The organism is Pseudomonas sp. MONT-RG-20F-20-E-7-02, assembly GCF_022662395.1.
Classification (GTDB): Bacteria; Pseudomonadota; Gammaproteobacteria; order Pseudomonadales; family Pseudomonadaceae; genus Aquipseudomonas.
In genome coordinates, this window is sequence record NZ_JAKNQN010000002.1 from 847,051 (window position 1) to 865,619 (window position 18,569).

General features: G+C 61.9%; 4 protein-coding genes. 2 read left to right on the forward strand and 2 right to left on the reverse strand.

Going from position 1 to position 18,569, the window contains the following annotated elements; genetic code table 11:
- Positions 1-49: 49 nt before the first annotated feature.
- A complete protein-coding gene (locus tag L8I05_RS08855) occupies positions 50-2,356 on the reverse strand; it encodes a fatty acid cis/trans isomerase (RefSeq protein WP_242168334.1) in 2,307 nt (768 codons plus the stop codon).
- A 166-nt stretch (positions 2,357-2,522) separates the two neighbouring features.
- On the opposite strand from L8I05_RS08855, the gene metH reads away from it, so the two are divergent.
- Positions 2,523-6,233 carry a methionine synthase gene (metH, locus tag L8I05_RS08860; protein ID WP_242168336.1) on the forward strand — a complete coding sequence of 1,237 codons (3,711 nt, stop codon included), beginning with the start codon at positions 2,523-2,525 and terminating at the stop codon, positions 6,231-6,233.
- A 132-nt stretch (positions 6,234-6,365) separates the two neighbouring features.
- Positions 6,366-11,168, forward strand: a complete 4,803-nt coding sequence (locus tag L8I05_RS08865) for a DUF6543 domain-containing protein (protein ID WP_242168338.1) — start codon at positions 6,366-6,368, stop codon at positions 11,166-11,168.
- A gap of 54 nt (positions 11,169-11,222) precedes the next feature.
- Here L8I05_RS08865 and L8I05_RS08870 read toward each other — a convergent pair whose 3' ends face one another.
- Positions 11,223-18,464: an NEL-type E3 ubiquitin ligase domain-containing protein gene (locus tag L8I05_RS08870; RefSeq protein ID WP_242168340.1), complete on the reverse strand. Its 7,242-nt coding sequence runs from the start codon at positions 18,462-18,464 to the stop codon at positions 11,223-11,225.
- Positions 18,465-18,569: the final 105 nt, after the last annotated feature.

Below are 18,569 nucleotides of genomic sequence, written 5' to 3' on the forward strand. Positions count from 1 at the left end.
CCAACTCATCGACATGAAGTTGGGACCGTGACGGACGGTCAAAGGTCGATCAAAGATTCTCGTAGCGGTTCATGTCCAGCACGCCTTCTTCCAGTGGCGTGGTTTCGCGGATGTACTGCGACAAGTCATGGAAATATTGCCAGAACAACGGATGGCTGCGCCGTACGCCCCATCGGTCGACGATTTTTTCAAAGCGCTTGGCGTCCTTGGCATTTTCCATCGCCGCAACAAACGCGGGCACTTCCTGCGCCGGAATGTTGAACATGAAGTTCGGATAACTGCTCAGCACGCCAGGATAAATAGTCAGCGTATCCAGCCCCGGTTGATAGCGATAAGCCTCACCCAGCAAAAACGCGACGTTACTGTGGGCACGGTTGCGCAACAGGCTGTAAACCACCCGCTTGCCGCTGGCGGTCTCAACGCGCAGCATGGTGGCCTCTGGCAACTGGTCGATCACCTTGAGCCCCGCCGCCGGGCGCGAGGTCAGGCGACTCAGCGCCTGCTCCGCATCCTGCAACGCCGGCTCGATCCCATCGCGCGAGCAATAGGCGCCGGTGCAACGGTTGATCGGGTCCGGGCTGGCGTTGAGGTCGCCATAACGCGTCAATAACTGATTGGCAAAATCACGCTTCGGGTGTTTTTCATCCAAATGCAGCCCAGTCGGCTTGTCATCATCGATCGCTTCATAATCCAGCCACAGCTTGAGCTTGCCGCTGTTCTGATACCAATCATCCATAAAGTCATCGCGGGTATCGGCGGGCATCAAGCGTAGAAAGTTCTGCTCGGCACCATTGCGAATCAAATCGAAGTACAACCGCGTCTGGGCCTGGTGCGAAACGTTGCCGAACACATCGAAGTTCACCGCCAACTGATAATAGGTGCGCTCCAGCAACGGGTAATCGAACAGCCACATGGTTTGCGGCACCTCGCCGATCAGGCCTTTGGTCACCGAAGCGCTGTCGAAATGTCGGAATATGCTCAACAAGGCATTGTCATTACCAGCCCACAAGGTCGACCAACTCGGCGGCGGCACATCCGCGTAGCTGTCACGGCGCAAGGCCTCGTACTGATTGCGTTTGTCACGATAGGCCAGCCACAGGCTCAGCACGCTGCCCACATCATCGTTCTGCCCCGGCATCGCCAGCAACGGCGTGGCCTGGCCACGGTAACGCGCGTCGGTGATGTACAGGTCGTGGTCCGGGTCCTGGAACAGGGTCCAGAAGTTGTCACGGATCACGTCCGTCGCGATTTGCCCACGGCACACCGGCCCGCGAATAAAGGTGCGCACGAAGTATTCGGCGTTATCGAGCATGAACTGGTAACGCGCCTTGGCCGGAATCGCCTCAAAGGTTTCGAACGGGTTGGCGCGGCGCCCCGGGCCGTAGCCCGGCAAGGCATTGACCTGCCAGTCGCCGGCGTAGAACAGCTGCTTGATCCGCGCCATTTTCGCGGCGCTGAACGGGTACGTGATGTGGGTTTTATGCACGATCACGCCCTGTACCGGCCACAGGCGGTAATAGACCTGGGTGCCGGGGTCATCGTTGGGGCGACGGGTGGCGATCAGGTCAATCGGCTGGCCGCTCGGCGTGCGCGATCGCACCCACTGGAAGAAATGCCCCGGCTCGCCGTTTTCAAAATAGATGTGTGCCAGGAATAGATGCTCATACAGCCAGCGTGCCACCAGGCTTTCGCGGGCGCCCGGCTGGTTGAACAGGTTTTCCCATTGCTGCACCTGCAAGGCTTCCTTGGCGCTGGGTGCCAGGCCTTGCTCATCAATCGGGGCGCCGGATGCCAGCCAGCGCTGCAGCGTCTGGTATTGCTGGTCGGTCAGGCCGGTCACCGCCAGCGGCATGCCTTCCTTGGGATGGGCGCCGGCGTAGGCATCGAATTCGCCGGGCATGGCGCACATGTTCTGGCGGTTTAGGCCGAGCACGATGTCGTCGGGCAATTTGGCGTTCGGCTCAAGCGGCGCGTTATGCCCCAACTCCAGCATGCGCGCCATCAAGGCCGCCTGGCTGCCCTGGGCGTCGAGCACCGAATAGAAGCCCTTCTGCTGCCAGGCCTGCTTGCCGAAGGCGTCATAGAACAAACGGGTGGTCGGCGTGGCCTGGCTGCGTTCGCCGTCGTAGACGGGCACTTTGGTCGCGCCACGGGCCGCGCCCTCGGCACTGCCCAGGTTAAGTTGGCACGCGGAGTCGTAGCAGGCATGGCAGGCCACGCACTTTTCGGTGAAGATCGGTTGAATGTCGCGGGTGTAGGAAATAGCCGGGGCGGGACTGTTTTCCGGTAAAACGTCTGCCTGGGCAGTACTGGCGATCAAGGCCAGGACGGCGCTGATGATGAGGCGAAGTGACATGTATCCGGTCCCGATTCAATGCGTGCGGTCTATAAGTGCCGGCAAGTCTACCGGGCCAGGACAGCCCCCAACATGAACGATATTCATGCAAAACCTGTACATGCTCTAAATCGGCACAGGTTTGTTATGATTCACGCCCTCCGAAATGCCTGACCAGAGTAGTCCCATGTCCGATCGTAGCGCTCGTCTGCAAGCCCTTCACCAAGCCCTCAAGGAACGTATCTTGATCCTCGACGGCGGTATGGGCACGATGATCCAGAGCTACAAGCTTGAGGAAAACGACTACCGTGGCAAACGCTTCGCCGACTGGCCGAGTGACGTCAAAGGCAACAACGACCTGTTGGTGATCACCCGTCCGGACGTGATCGGCGGCATCGAAAAGGCCTACCTGGATGCCGGCGCCGACATTCTGGAAACCAACACCTTCAACGCCACGCGCATTTCCATGGCCGACTACGGCATGGAAGAACTGGCCTACGAACTGAACGTAGAAGGCGCGCGACTGGCGCGCAAAATCGCCGACGCCAAGACCCTGGAAAACCCGGCCAAGCCGCGCTTTGTCGCCGGCGTGCTCGGCCCGACCAGCCGCACCTGCTCGCTGTCGCCGGACGTGAACAACCCCGGCTACCGCAACGTGACCTTTGATGAGCTGGTGGAAAACTACACCGAAGCCACCAAAGGCCTGATCGAGGGCGGCGCCGACCTGATCCTGATCGAGACCATCTTCGACACCCTCAACGCCAAGGCCGCGATCTTCGCCGTGCAAGGCGTGTTCGAAGAGTTGAACGTCGAACTGCCGATCATGATCTCCGGCACCATCACCGACGCCTCCGGCCGCACCCTGTCGGGCCAGACCACCGAAGCGTTCTGGAACTCGGTCGCCCATGCCAAGCCGCTGTCCGTAGGCCTGAACTGCGCCCTGGGCGCCAGCGAGCTGCGCCCGTACCTGGAAGAGTTGTCGAACAAGGCCAACACTCACGTTTCCGCACACCCGAACGCCGGCCTGCCGAACGAATTCGGCGAGTACGACGAGCTGCCGTCGCAAACCGCCAAAGTCATCGAAGAGTTCGCCCAGAGCGGCTTCCTCAACATCGTCGGCGGCTGCTGCGGCACCACGCCAGGCCACATTGAAGCCATCGCCAAGGCCGTGGCCGGTTACGCGCCGCGCCCGATCCCGGATATTCCCAAGGCCTGCCGCCTGTCGGGCCTGGAGCCGTTCACGATTGATCGCAGCTCGTTGTTCGTCAACGTCGGCGAGCGCACCAACATCACCGGTTCCGCCCGCTTCGCCCGCTTGATTCGTGAAGACAACTACACCGAAGCCCTGGAAGTCGCCCTGCAGCAGGTCGAAGCCGGCGCCCAGGTGATCGACATCAACATGGACGAGGGCATGCTCGATTCGAAGAAGGCCATGGTGACCTTCCTCAACCTGATTGCCGGCGAGCCGGACATCTCCCGCGTACCGATCATGATCGACTCCTCCAAGTGGGAAGTGATCGAAGCCGGCCTCAAGTGCATCCAGGGCAAGGGCATCGTCAACTCCATCAGCATGAAGGAAGGCGTCGAACAATTCATTCACCACGCCAAGCTGTGCAAGCGCTACGGCGCTGCCGTGGTGGTAATGGCCTTCGACGAAGCCGGCCAGGCCGACACCGAAGCGCGCAAGAAAGAAATCTGCAAACGCTCCTACGACATCCTGGTGAACGAAGTCGGCTTCCCGCCGGAAGACATCATCTTCGACCCGAACATCTTCGCGGTCGCCACCGGTATCGAGGAACACAACAACTACGCCGTCGACTTCATCAACGCCTGTGCCTACATCCGTGACGAGCTGCCGTATGCGCTGACCTCCGGTGGCGTGTCCAACGTGTCGTTCTCGTTCCGTGGCAACAACCCGGTGCGTGAGGCGATCCACTCGGTGTTCCTGCTGTATGCGATCCGCAACGGCCTGACCATGGGCATCGTCAACGCCGGCCAGCTGGAGATCTACGATCAGATCCCGGCCGAGTTGCGCGACGCGGTGGAAGACGTGGTGCTCAACCGCACGCCGGAAGGCACCGACGCCCTGCTCGCCATCGCCGACAAGTTCAAGGGCGACGGCAGCGTCAAAGAAGCCGAGACCGAAGAATGGCGCGGCTGGCCGGTGAACAAGCGCCTGGAACACGCACTGGTCAAGGGCATCACCACGCACATCGTTGAAGACACCGAAGAATCGCGCCAGTCGTTTGCGCGCCCGATCGAGGTGATCGAAGGCCCGTTGATGTCCGGCATGAACATCGTCGGCGACCTGTTCGGCGCAGGTAAAATGTTCCTGCCGCAAGTGGTGAAGTCTGCGCGGGTGATGAAGCAGGCCGTGGCCCACTTGATCCCGTTTATCGAGCTGGAAAAAGGCGACAAGCCGGAAGCCAAGGGCAAGATCCTGATGGCCACGGTGAAGGGCGACGTGCACGACATCGGCAAGAACATTGTCGGCGTGGTGCTGGGTTGCAACGGCTATGACATTGTCGACCTCGGCGTGATGGTGCCGGCAGAGAAAATCCTGCAGGTGGCCAAGGAGCAGAAGTGCGACATCATCGGCCTGTCCGGCCTGATCACGCCGTCGCTGGACGAGATGGTGCACGTGGCCCGCGAGATGCAACGCCAGGATTTCCACCTGCCGCTGATGATCGGTGGCGCGACCACGTCCAAAGCGCACACGGCGGTGAAGATCGAGCCCAAATACAGCAATGATGCAGTGATCTACGTCACCGACGCCTCCCGCGCCGTGGGCGTGGCCACGCAGTTGCTGTCCAAGGAACTCAAGGCCGGTTTTGTCGAGAAAACCCGCCTGGAATACATCGATGTGCGCGAGCGTACGTCCAACCGCAGCGCGCGCACCGAGCGCCTGAGCTACCCGGCCGCGATTGCCAAGAAGCCGCAGTTCGACTGGAGCACGTACACGCCGGTCAAGCCGACGTTTACCGGCGCCAAGGTGCTGGACAATATCGACCTCAAGGTGCTGGCCGAGTACATCGACTGGACGCCGTTCTTTATTTCCTGGGACCTGGCCGGCAAGTTCCCGCGCATCCTCGAAGACGAAGTGGTCGGTGAAGCCGCCACGGCGCTCTACGCCGATGCCCAGGAAATGCTCAAGAAGCTGATCGACGAAAAACTCATCAGCGCCCGCGCCGTATTCGGCTTCTGGCCGACCAACCAGGTGCAGGACGATGACCTGGAAGTCTACGGCGACGACGGTCAGCCGATTGCCAGGCTGCACCACTTGCGCCAGCAGATCATCAAGACCGACGGCAAGCCGAACTTCTCCCTGGCCGACTTCGTCGCACCCAAAGACAGCGGCGTGACCGACTACATCGGTGGCTTCATCACCACCGCCGGCATCGGCGCCGAAGAAGTCGCCAAGGCTTATCAGGATGCGGGCGACGACTACAACTCGATCATGGTCAAGGCCCTGGCCGACCGCCTGGCCGAGGCCTGCGCCGAATGGCTGCACCAGCAGGTGCGTAAAGAGCATTGGGGCTACGCCAAGGACGAGCAACTGGATAACGAGGCGCTGATCAAGGAGCAATACAGCGGCATCCGCCCTGCCCCGGGCTACCCGGCGTGCCCGGATCACACCGAGAAAGCCCAGCTGTTCCAACTGCTCGACCCCGAGGCCCGCGAGATGCACGCCGGGCGCAGCGGTGTGTTCCTCACCGAACACTATGCGATGTTCCCGGCAGCGGCAGTCAGCGGTTGGTATTTCGCCCACCCACAGGCGCAGTACTTTGCCGTGGGCAAGATCGACAAGGACCAGGTGACAAGCTACACCACGCGCAAGGCTCAGGACCTGAGCGTCACCGAGCGCTGGCTGGCACCGAACCTGGGGTATGACAACTAAACACGCGTTGCGGTATCCCAATGCCGCCTGCGTCATCGCAAAATCCGTTTTTCTGTGCCGGGCCGATCATTCGGTCCGCTGGCCCGGCAGCTCGCCCAACACCGGGGTGCACACAGAAAAAAGGAATTTGCCATGCCCGATCTACCCATCGCCCTGAGCGCATTACCCGCCCAGGCCATCCATGCCCATTTCGCTACCCGCCCGGCCTTGTTTTCAGTGGTGTTCAAGGCACTGCTCGGCGGTATTCGCGAGCGTTATCCGCGCCTGAAGCTGGACCTGCTCACGCTCAAACTGGCCAGCCCCACGCCCGCCGGCGGCTATACGTTCCCGCTGCTGATCAGTGTGGCGGTGGCCCACGTCCTTAACCCGCGCCTGCTGGACCTGCGCCCCCAGAACGGCCTGCCGTACTATCTGTCACCCATTACCGGCGGCCGCCTGGCCGATATCGACATGCAGGTGATTGCGCACATCATCGACGAGCTGCCAGGCTCGCTTTACCTGCATTTCCAAGCGGACCTCGCCGCCTACTGGAGCGAGACCGACAGCCTCGGCAGCAGCCGCTGGCAATGGCTGGGCGAGTGGCTCAATGGCCAGATGACCGCAGCGGCAGCCGGTCGCCAGGGCCTGAGCGACACCCACAGGGATATGCTGGCCACCACCGCCGCCTGGCCGTCACGCGTGGAACGCCTGCCCCGCTCCACACCCACCACCTACGCGTATTTCATCGAAACCACACTGTCTAAAGCCGGCAAGGAGGTGTGCCTGTTGACGCCGGACCTGCTGCTGGTGCGCGACAGACAGGTGCTGTTGTGCAGCGTGGCAGGCATTGTCGAGCCGTTTGGCTCCCTGGACGCCTTTGGCGAAGCCTGGGGCGCGCGGATGCAGGCGCAGTTTCAGTTCGACAGCCTGACCTGGCGGCGCAATGAACCGGACGGCAACGTGTTTGAACAACAGGCCGGGCTTATCCTCAATCAGCAACTGGAAGACCTGGAAACGCTGGCCTATCAAGGGCAAAGCGAAGCGGCACTCGACCGCACCCTGGAAACGCTCACGGACCCGGCCTTGCTGTTTACCCAAACCGCCGTGCCAGCCCCTGCGCACCTGCAGAAGGTCGACGAAAAACTCCCGGCGTGGCTCAAGCAAGCGAGCGCCAACGAGCGCTTTGCCTACCACCGCCACCTGCAGGACATGGCCCAGGTGCTGCGGCTCAATCAGGGGCGCTCATTCAATGAGGGCGTGGAAAACATCCATGCGTTCAGCCGCAATGCGTTGCGCAAACAGATGCAGGCCGACCACGGCGACCAGGACCCCGACGCTGTACTGCTGGACTTCGCCGTGGCGGCCGGTTACCCAGGCGGCGCCGGCATTATCGAGCATGTGCAGCTGTCGCTGACGGAACTGGCGGTGAAGAACCTCGCCGGCAAGCCTAAGGGCACGCTGACGCTACGGTCCAAAACCGCCGGCGCGCTGCCAGGCTGGCTGAGCGAAGATTACCTGCTGGGCAGCCAGGGCCTGATCCAGCGTGTCGACATCGGAACGGCCTACCCGCAGAAGATCAAAGACCTGTTGCTGTCGGACACCGCCGACGCGCGCCGCCGGGAAAAACTCTTCACCCGCGAACTCAAGATGCAGCTGCCGATGCGCGCCCTGGAATACGCGATTCGGCAACAACACGGGGTCACCGCCACCGGCTATCGCTATGTGAAAGCGCTGATGGGCGAGACCCCCGCAGACCGGGTCGTCGACGCTCAGGAAATCGTCCTGCGCCCACTGGCCCTGTGCCGCAAAGCCGGGGCAACGCCCGACGCCGTCAACAACTTCTTCGTGATCGAACCCCGGGACGCTGGTGTTGGCCCACACGTGTTGTACCGCCCGCTGTACGCCCAGGCCCTGTCTCAATACCCGACACGCCAGGCCCTGCTCGAGGCGCTTGCCAGCCCCGGCGAACTGCAAAGCAGCGTGTTGACCTGGCTGAGCGATACGGCTCGGCCGATTTATGACCACGGCGGGATCAAACAGCCGCACATCATTCGCTTCCTGCCGGGGGATGAGTTCGCGCCGCCTGAAGACCCTGCACCAGCGACGCTGGCCGTCGATGAGGGCGCCGAGGAATGGCTGCAGTCACAGATCAACGGCCAACTGCTGAGCCACTTGTTTGGCAGCACTGCGCGGGCGATGGTTGACCTGGCGGACCGCGAGTCAGTGTCCAACCACGAAAGCCGCTGGGCCATTGTGATGGAGGGCGCATGGCTGCTGTTCAATACCCTGTTATTGCCGTTGGTACGCGGCCCGGCCATGCTGGCCGGCTGGTTCCTGGTGTTGGTCAGCAGCCTGGAGCAGGACCTGGCCGGCCTGGACAGCAGCGACCCGACCACGCGTGAACTGGCGCTGATTGACCTGCTGCTCAATACCGCCATGCTGTTGTTGCACGCCACCAGCGCCTCCCCTCGAAGCCGCCAGCCCTTGGCGCGCCCCGCGCCCGAAGAGAGTGTCTTGCGCCTGGCCACCTGGCGCCATCCGGCGGGCCAAACGCCTCAGCCCGGCCCCTCGTTGATTCGCCACGGCGCCGTGACGCTGCCCGGCGAACCCCCGGCAAGCGGCCGCACCGCCCTGGATTTCAGCCGCTCGCTGGCCAGCCCGCAGGCGAGTGCGAAGTTGCTCAAGGCGCTGCTCGACGTCCACGTGCCCTGGCCCGAAACCTTGCCGCCACCAGAGGCCAGCGGCCCGCTTATGGGGCTGTACCGCATTGGCCAAACCTGGCACGCCAGCGTCGGCGGGCTGTTGTTTCAGGTCAGCGTGGTGCCGGGGTTTGGTGAGGTTTACCTGGTGGATCCACAACGCCCACTGCACCCTGGTTTCAAGCTGGTCGGCGACAATCAGGGGCATTGGCGCCTTGAACGCAAGGCGCGTCTTGAAGGCGGCATGCCCAGGAAAAAGCTGGATGCACAGCTGCGCAAACAACGCGATCGAATCGCGGCGCTCAAGCGCGACCTGAGTGCACTCGAGGAGCGATTCGTGCCGGTGGCGATAAAATCGGTAGAGCTTAAAGTCGCGCTGGACGACGCCCGCGACCGGCTGGCGAAAGAGCTGATCGACCTGCGCGCAGATTGGTCAAGGCTTACCACCTCGGCCGCGATTCCAGAACTGCACGCGCGAATCACTCAACGCCATGAGCATCGGCGCCTTGCCACGGCACGGGCCAAGGTCGAGTGGGAGATCGCCCTTGAGCAGTATCTGCAACAAGGTCTTGAGTCGGTTTCCATGCTGCAGGACATGCAAACCCTCGCCGGTGAATTGGTGGCAGCCGACAGGACCGATCCGGAATATGTAAAGCGTCGCAACAGGAACACCAGGGCCCTGTTTAATTACTGGGGCGCGGTCTATGAGGTCATGTCGCAAAAACTCCTGGACACGCTTCAAACCGAGCGCGGCGAAGCTGAAGATGAAGTGCAGGCCCGTGCCAATACGCAATTACCCAATGGCATCACCGACGCCTACGAGGAATTCAGGAATATCAGGAAGCAGCAATTTGAGGTGCTCAAACAGAAGATCGAGCCTGCTCAGCACGTCGAGAATATCCTCCAGCAAGCGGACCCTGCCTTGCGCCAACTGCTATTGCAGGACAGCCCCAGCGATCAAAACATCTCCTCAAGCACGCTCAACCAGCATGCACTGATCTTCCTGACTGAACTGGTGCTTGACCGCACTCACCCCTCCCGGGAACTCGCCGAGTTTCCATACCTCATGGTGCTCACCGACGCCAAAACCGTCACCAGTGTGTTGGCGCATACGGAAATGCGCACCACCCGTGGCTACTCGACGCTTGAACAAATTGACGTGCTCAAGGACGTCCTTGAGCGCTATGAACGGCTGGAGAACGCCGTCAGGTCGCTGGCTGAAATGGGCTCCGGCTTTGTGCGCGAGGAATATCGAGCAACGTTCCTCGATGAGATCGGCAGCGCCCGTACCAGCCTTGAAGCCCAGCTGGCGGACCTGATTCTTTCGGAGGAAGGGTTCGCTCACCAACCCAGACTACCTGCCCCCACGCGCGAGAAACCCGCCACCCGCCGAGTTATCAGGACGCGTAACCAACGCACGCTGGTGGGTGACTTGCGCGCGCCTCAGCCAGACATGCCGGGTAATTTTGTCGATATCACCGACCCGTACACCAAGAAGATTGTCGCCAGCTACCACGAACACGCCGCTGAAGGCGTATGGACTGAAGTTGTCCAAGCGGCGCCGGTCGTACCACCGAGCGCGCCGGTAAAGCGCTCGTTGAACACGATTAAACGCAGTGCAGAATCCGTATTGGCCGAAAGGGCAAGAATTGAGCGCACGATACGCGACCAACAGCGAAAGCTCCTGGATCCCACCCGACGTGAAACCCTGCGCCCGGTGGAATGGGAAGACATGTTGACCCAGCATGCGAGCAAAATCGAAGCCTTGGCCAATGAGATCAAAGAAGACCATGCCACCCACGCCGAGGCTGACGACTTGATCAAGGCTTACGGTGACAGGGCGCGGGCCGCTCGCATCCTGGCTCACGAGGTGCGCGCGCAGGGCTACATGCAACAGCTCCCCAAAGCTGAAAACATCGACTACCTGCACAAGAAAGGCTTCATCGATATCAACCTGGTCAAAAGCCGAAAACTACTGGCAGCCGGTGATTTCCTGACCGAATACTCAGTGAAGGACAAACAAACGCTCAAGGTGTTGTGGTATGCGCACTTCCATTACCCCACGGCGCTGACGCCGGCAGCGCAACACAGCTTCGCCCACTTGAAACTCCCGGAGCAGCAATCATTGACGCGCCGGCAGGTGATCGAACAAGCCGCGGCAGATAACCGCACTGCCGTGCTGATGGACAAAGCCTTGATCAGACCGCCTCTGGATCAGAAATTGTTCCTGATACTGGAACCCCCGCTGCAAGCGTAACCTGCCAACCAATGGCCCCCATACCCGCACCTGCGGGTATGGGGGCTTGAAAAACTACTGCCTCCAGGACGGACCGGGTTGCGGCGACGCCGGTCTCGGCGGTGAGGTCTCAACCGTGCCGGTCGATAGCTCCAGCACCTCCTTTCGCGACAGCTCAAGCAGCTTCTGCGCCCGCGCGCTGCCCAACTCGATCTCCAACAGGGTCAACGCCTCGTCATAACGCTGCTGGCTCTCAGTGCCCGGTTCCCTGGCACTGTGTTCGTCCTCCACAGCGTCCTGGCGCCTGAGCGCGTTTTGCTCCAGGGCATCGAACGCGTCGGGATAGCGCTCGCGCAAGTAGTTGAGCCAATAATCACGGGCAATCAGGCTTTCATAAAACCCATCGGCGCCTTCCGCCGCGAGCACCAGGGCACGCGCGCTATTCAACGCCTGCCCGCTGAGCGGCGTAGCAAACGCCATGTAGGTGGGTTGCCCTGGCAGGTCGAGGCCGTCTGGCCAACCGTGAGTCATGCCGATGCGGTACTGCAAGCGTACCTCCGCGCGGTCCAGCCCCTGGGCATTGCGTTCAGCCAAGGTGTCGACCTGGTCGAGTCGGAACAGTTGCCGGGACAGGTCCAATAACCGTTGGCCGCGCAGCCTCACGTTGTGGACCGGAACGTCACGCAATACACGCTCCTCGAACACCAGCACCTCCATTGCACTGAACGTAAGGGTGCGCCCATCGATACAGGTGTTGTGGGTTTGCGAGGCCGCGAATAACGTCTCGCGCTGTTGCGCATTGCTGGCGGCCGCGTCGATCACCTCCCACACCCGCCGGGTCAGATCAGTGCGGGTGAACCTGAACTCCTGGGTATCACGCAATCGCGAGAGCAAATGAAAAAAGGGTGCGTGCCCGGGCTCCTGGGTTAGTTGCAGCCACAGTTGCTGCCTGGATGCGGCCAGGGCCGACGGCGTGTTCATCAGCCAGGATGCCAACGCCGCTTCACTCGCCTCACCCGACGGGTCAGGAATGATTTCCAGGGGCTCATAGGCCGCCCCGGCGTCATTATCATCGTCGGAGTCACCGTCCGAATCAGCGCCGGAGTCGCTTCCAGAGCCGATGTCGGAGTCGCTTTCAAGCGCGGCAATCCTGAGGTTGATGTCCTCGCGGGTCAGGCCCATGACGCCCTGCCCCTGGTGGGCATCGCTGTAGTGCCTGAGCTGCTCCAGCGCGTTGAGCGACAGCTGGTGATTGTCGGCCAGGTTCGTACCGCTCACCAATTGATCGTGACTGCCACCCAGCAAGCGGTCCGGAAATGTCGTCAGGGCATTACCGCTGAGGTTCAGCGTACGCAGGTCGGTGGCCTCCAATGCGCCGTCGGGCCACTGGGCAATGTCGTTGTAGCCGAGGTCGAGGGCTTCCAGGCGGCTGAAGGCGCTGGTGCTGAACTCGCTCAGGTTGTTGTGGCTTAGGTCCAGACGGCGCACGCGTTCACCGCCCAATTGGCGGTACAGGGGCTCGGGGTCGCTGAAAGCGTTGGCGGCCAATTCCAGTTGCTCCAGCTGGCCCATGTGTTGCACCGCCTCGGGCAACGCCGTCAGCTCGTTGCCGCTCAGAACCAGCTTGCGCAAGGCCGGGAAGCTGTTGAGAAAGCCATCGGCGCCTTGCCCCGAAAAGCGCACACCGGTCAAGTCCAGGCTGCGCACCTGCTGAAACCGCAGGTCCAATTCAGGCAGACGGTCGATTTGCAGGCCGTGCAGGCTCAGCTCAGCCTCTGCATCACCAGACACGCCGCGCTGCCAGCATTCACTGATTTTGGCCGCTGCCAGTTGCCGTTCTACGGCCAGGACACTCACGTCTGCGGCCTGCAGTTCGCGGGTATACAGCCAGCCATTGAGCTGGCGCGTCAGGGACTCGCACTCCCGGCGCCATGCGCTCAGTTGCGTGTCTATCTGTGGGTCGCTCAACCCGCTGTCACGCAGTTGTTCCAGCCGTTGCAGCGCCTGATCCTCGGTCAGCGCCGGGTTCAACTGTTGCAAGCGCTTGGCAAAGCCCGCAACACCTTCCAGGCTCGCGATGGGCTCTGGCAATGGCAATAAATAACGCGCCATCGACAAGCCGGTTTCTTCCGGTGGAAAAGCGCCTGGCACAGCTTGCTGTTCAAACCGGCTCAGTGCGCCTTCGGGCAAACCTTGAGCGGTTTCGATCCGTTGGCGTGCCGACGCCAACGCAGCCTCACCGTCCGGGATGAAGCGGTTCCCCGCCAGGTTCACCTTCATCATCAACGCGTCGTTCGCCAGCACGGATGACGGCAATGTCGGCAGTTGATTATCGCGCAAGTCGAGCCACGCCAACTGCGGCAAACCCTCGGCCCCGGTTGGCCAGGCCTGCAATTGGCTGGCTCGCGCATTCAGCGCCTTGAGATGCGTCAGCTCACTGACATCCAACGCCGCCAGTGGGTTATGGCTCAGATTCAATTGCTCCAGGCTGCTCAGACCATTGAGTTGCGCCTGGACCGCTGGCGTGACCACCAGGCTATTGTTGGACAGGTCGAGTCGGCTCAAGGCAGGCAGGTCGCCTGGGCCAAATGGTAATTCGGTCAAACCATGGCCGCGCAGTTCAAGGGTTTGCGCGCCGCTGAACGCGCGAATAAAACCACGGGTCTGCTCAATCGACTCTCCCACCCAGCCCAGGCGCAACGTGCGCACATGGGAAAAGGTGTCAGCCGGCAGTTGCGGCAGTTCAACGGTGTTCACCGGCAAGGAACCGGCGTCCACTCGAAACTCCGGCGCCGGCAACTCAAGCACCGATACGTTGGCCGTCAATTCATAACGCTGGGCCACCGCCCCGCGCCAGCTGGTTTCGAGGGCATTGATAACGTGTGCGTTGGCACCCGTTTGCCAGGGTATTGAACGTAACCTGAGGCGCGACGCCGACGTGGCCGGGTGGTAGAACCGCGCAAAAAGCCCGCTGTACTCTGCCCCCAGGGCTTCGATAGCAGCAAAACGGGTTTCAGGGGTATTCCAGGTGGTCATGATTTTTTCGTGCAAGGCGCCCGTCAGCGGCGAAGGGCCCAGCAACGACTGCAACTCACCCCTGGCGTACTCGCGGACCATCTGGTGCAGGTCAGCCAGGTGAACCCGTTCGCCGCGATAGTCTTTCACGTACTTATACGCGGGTGTGAAGGCCTCGCGGGTGAAGTTTGACCAGTCCAGCGACAGGCCCGCCCACAGGTCTTCATGCCCGGTATACAGGCTCTCAGGCAATGCGCGGATGCTGGTGTTGGCCAGGTCCAGACGCTCCAGCCGGGCCAGGTTTTCAGCATAAGCCGGCCACTGCGAGAGCGCGTGAGGCGCATCGAACTTCAGCTGTTTCAACTGCACAAGCGCGGACAAATCCAGGTTATTGAGTGCCGCCGGAGAAAACCCGCTGCACTCGATATGCAGCGCCTGCAGCGAAGTGAGCGCATTGAGTTTCGAGGCGAAATCCGACGCCAGCGACGACGCATCTGCCTTGAACGTCAGGTGCTTGAGCTGAGTCAGCTTGCTCACCGCCTGGGGCACCGTGGTCAGCGGCGATAGTCCGAAGGTAGCCGGGTCCCACACGCGACCGCTCTCGCCAATAGACAGACTGTTCACATTGGGAAACCGCGCCAGAAAGGCATCCGCGTTGGCGTCGCTCAAACCGCGCCCACCTACCGACAGCTCGCGGATATGCGCAAAGTCAGCCGTCAGCGGCGGCAACGGCTCATTGATCACAATCGCCAGCCGTTCGGCACCCGGTACTTCCCTCGCCAGCGGTGCGCGCCGCCACTGCGCCTTGAGCAACTGGGCGACTTGGGTTCTATGCAGGTACGCAGAATTGTCCGGCGCGGCGCTGAACGGGTCCAGCGCCACCGGAGGCCGGCCCACCCACTGGTCAAGGGTTGATGCCAGCTCTGCATATTCGCGCCTGTGGTTTTCCAGGAGATTGAAGATTGCCTTGTCGCTCCTGCCCTCCTGTTGCATCCGGCGAATATAAGCACTGGCCTGGGCGTCGCTCAGTTCCGGGTAGAGCGCCCTCGCCCGCGCCGAAAGATTTGCCCTCACGTCGACCTCACGTCCGCTGGCGTAGTACCCCACCAGCGTGTCGCTGACCCGCACGGGCGGCTTGGGACGCTGGCTTTGCGGTGCCAGCAGTGACGCTGTTTCACTGCGATAACGGTCGGCAAACTCAATGATTTTTTCCTGCAACTCGGCGCTCTGGCCGACCTGAGGCACGCCCAGCCCGCGCCGAGCTTCATCGGGCAACGCGTGCATCAGCGAGGCATAAAAATTGTCGCCCTGTTTGGGCAGGCTGTTGAGTGCCTCACCGCGCGCATTAAAAGCCTGAAACCGTGAGCCTCTTCTCACCAGGTACTTCTTATCGCGTGCCGACTCGCTGCCAATGCTGTCCAGCAGCGTGCCGCTGTCACTGTCTGCGCGCACCTCCAGGCGCAGCGTGTCCGGCCAACCGGGGAGTTTTTCCAGGCAATGCAGTGCCAGGCGTCGGCTGTCCGCCGAGGCCATGTTTTCGCTGCGCAAACCGGCATAGGCGCGGGTTTGGCGACCCTGGCGCGCATACCAGCGGGCCTCTTCCAGCAAGGTCAAGGGCACCCGGTGTGCGTCCTCCAGTTGGTTGAGGTCATCAGGCCGCGCGTGCGCCAAGGCTTCCTCGGCGCCGGCTTCGCTAAGCCCGGGACATACGCGCTGCAACCGCCGGACCTGGCTCGACACCGGCTCCGTGCCGGCGTAAAGGCTGTCGAAAATCGCCGGTTTGCGGGTCTGGGCGTACTCGGTCAGTTGCTTGCCAAACTCTTGCGGCCGCAGCTCCACCACCCGTGCGCCCTGCGCGCCCAGCAGGCCGACGACTTCCTGCTCATCAAGCACCGCCAGAATGTGCGCCGGCAGTTGGCCACCGAGGATATCGGCACGGCTGATCCTGATCGGCGCCTTGGCAGTCGCGCCGCGTGGCAGACGCTCGGAGCCGTACTTGACCGACGTGCCCGACAAACCCGGCGCCTCAAATACCTCAAGCACCCGGGTTTTCGGCCAACCGGGCATTTCCGCCACCAGCGGCAGCGCGTACAGATAGCGGTCATCAATCGGTTGGGTGCCGCGCATTTGTTCGATCACCTGGCCGGTGTCGGCGTCGGCCTTGAACAGGCGCATTGCATCCGTCAGCTCGGGCGGCGGCGGCGCGAGGTCCATGTGCATTTTGCGCAGGGCGTTGTCGCTGACACCGCTGACATCCGCCACCTTGATCAGCTCGGTATCGGAAAACGCCTCGGTGGTATGGCCCATGCGCCGCAAAAGGGTCAGGCGATCCCATTCCAGTGGCCGCTCCAGGGTGTGACGCCAGGCGCCACGGCCGTTGCTGTGCAGAATCGGCTGATACGCGGCGGGGTCGCTCGGGTGCTTGATGCGCCACTGCTGGGCCGACTCCTCGAAGAACTGCTCGTAAACCTTATTGCCCAGGCGGATATAGGTCTTGCCCTGCAGCTGATGCTGCCCCAGCGCATTCGGCCCTGAGCCGGCATCCAGCGCGACCGGGCTTTCATAGCCACTCAAATCAGGCTTCCACAGGCGGGTTTCGCCGTTGGGCAGCGTCACGGGGCTAAGGTGTTCAATCACCGGTTCCGGCTTGACGGCCCTGAATCTACTCACCGCTGCGCCCACGCCAGCTATGACAGCCAGCTGCGCGAGGTTCTCGGCCACGTCGACCAGGTGCGCCTTGGCTGCGCGCTTGTCGCCCTCGGCCCATTCGATCGAGCCCTCCAGGGTTTCGTACAGCAGCTGCCCGGCCATCACCGTCAACATGATTTCGCCCAGGACCGGGACGAACATGGAGACCATGTTCAGCCCCAGCAAGCCGATTTCCAGCAGATGGGCGAGTTTTGCTTCGCGCGCCTTGATATCGACTTCGGCGGTGGGCACCGCATGGCTGCGGGCATCGGCATACACCTTGTCGCGGTTTTGCTCAAACAGGTAGTCCCACAGGTCCACATTGTCCGCCCACGGCCCGCGCCCCTTGCGGGTGACATAAGAGGGCGCGATATACGGATCGGGTGCCGGTTCCATTCTTGCCGGACGCGCCGGTGGCAGCTCCTTGATATGGGTGGCGGGCGACAGCTCACTGACCGTCTCGATGATCGTGCGCCACGGCGACGTCAAAGGGCCGCCCGGGGAATCGGCAGCCGCCTGGGTGAATTGGCTGAAGTAATACCCGCGCTGCGCATACGGCACGAACTGGCTGAAAAAACGCTGGTAGGCCGTGGGGCTGGCATCGTTGGCCTGCATGCCGTCTCTGGCGGTGAACAGGCGCTTGAATTCCTGGCGCATCTGCGCGGCGGTATAGCGCTTGAGGGGATGCTCCGGGTCCTGGGGAATGTAGAGAATCACTTCGTCGTTGTAGCGGTATTTTTTACCGATCACGAAGGCCACACAGCCGGTCATGCGTTTTTTCATCAGGCCCATGTCGTTGAACCAGACTTGCTTGTCACCCATCCACGGGTGCACTTCGCCGTTGATCACCGAGACGATCATCTTGTGGTCCGCAGGCTTGATGTCCCGGTTCAATAACGCCTGGTCAGCGGCAGCGCGCATCGCGGCTTTCTGGCTGGCGATAAACCGTTGGCGCAGGGTCGCCTGGGCCGTGGCATCGGCAGGCTCGAAGAACGTCTTCAGGTAGGCCTGGTAGTTGGCGCCCACATCCAGGCCACGGCACAGCGTCAGGAACTGGCTGACCGTCAGGTTCAGCGTGGTGGCTTCAAAGGTGTCAGGGCTGGCCGCCTGCACCACAAAGCCGGAGCTTTCATGGTAGGCAGCGCTTTTGCACTCCCAGGCTTCGAAGTTATGCAGTGCAGCTTGCAGCATCGACAACTTGAGGAATTCGAACGACGACACTTCCAGCTCCAGCACCGTCACCGCCAGCGGGCGGCGCAGGCACAGCAGGGTCTTGTCGACGTCAACGTCCACCTGGTACTGGTCTTTCAAGGCTTTGAGCAGTAAGGGCCGGGCGAAGGTGTCGACGTCCTGGAACGCGGCCATGCTTTTGTCGAGCTGGGTCTGGGCCAGGGTGCTGGCCTTGATGCTGGCGGTGAGGGTCTTGCGTTGTTCGGGCGAGGCGTCTTTGTACCAGCCCGGCAACACCGCCGTGCTGTGTTTAAGCGCCAGGCGGCGGGCCGGTGTCGCGTCGATCAGCCATTGCGGCACAGCCTTTTCGAGGAAGTCGCCGTGAATACTTAAGGTTGCCGCCGACGGTTTAGCGGTGGCGGCACCAGGGGATAAATCGGACATGCTGTCACTCCTGTGAAATGAAGTGACAGCACATCACCGTTCAGCCCAAGGCCGGTGGTGTATAGATACGGGGCGTCTATGCTGTGTTGGAGAGTCTTCGTGACG

Coding starts and splice junctions, on each gene's coding strand:
- L8I05_RS08855 (WP_242168334.1), bottom strand. CDS start 2,356: ATGTCACTTCGCCTCATCATCAGCGCCGTCCTGGCCTTGATCGCCAGT.
- metH (WP_242168336.1), top strand. CDS start 2,523: ATGTCCGATCGTAGCGCTCGTCTGCAAGCCCTTCACCAAGCCCTCAAG.
- L8I05_RS08865 (WP_242168338.1), top strand. CDS start 6,366: ATGCCCGATCTACCCATCGCCCTGAGCGCATTACCCGCCCAGGCCATC.
- L8I05_RS08870 (WP_242168340.1), bottom strand. CDS start 18,464: ATGTCCGATTTATCCCCTGGTGCCGCCACCGCTAAACCGTCGGCGGCA.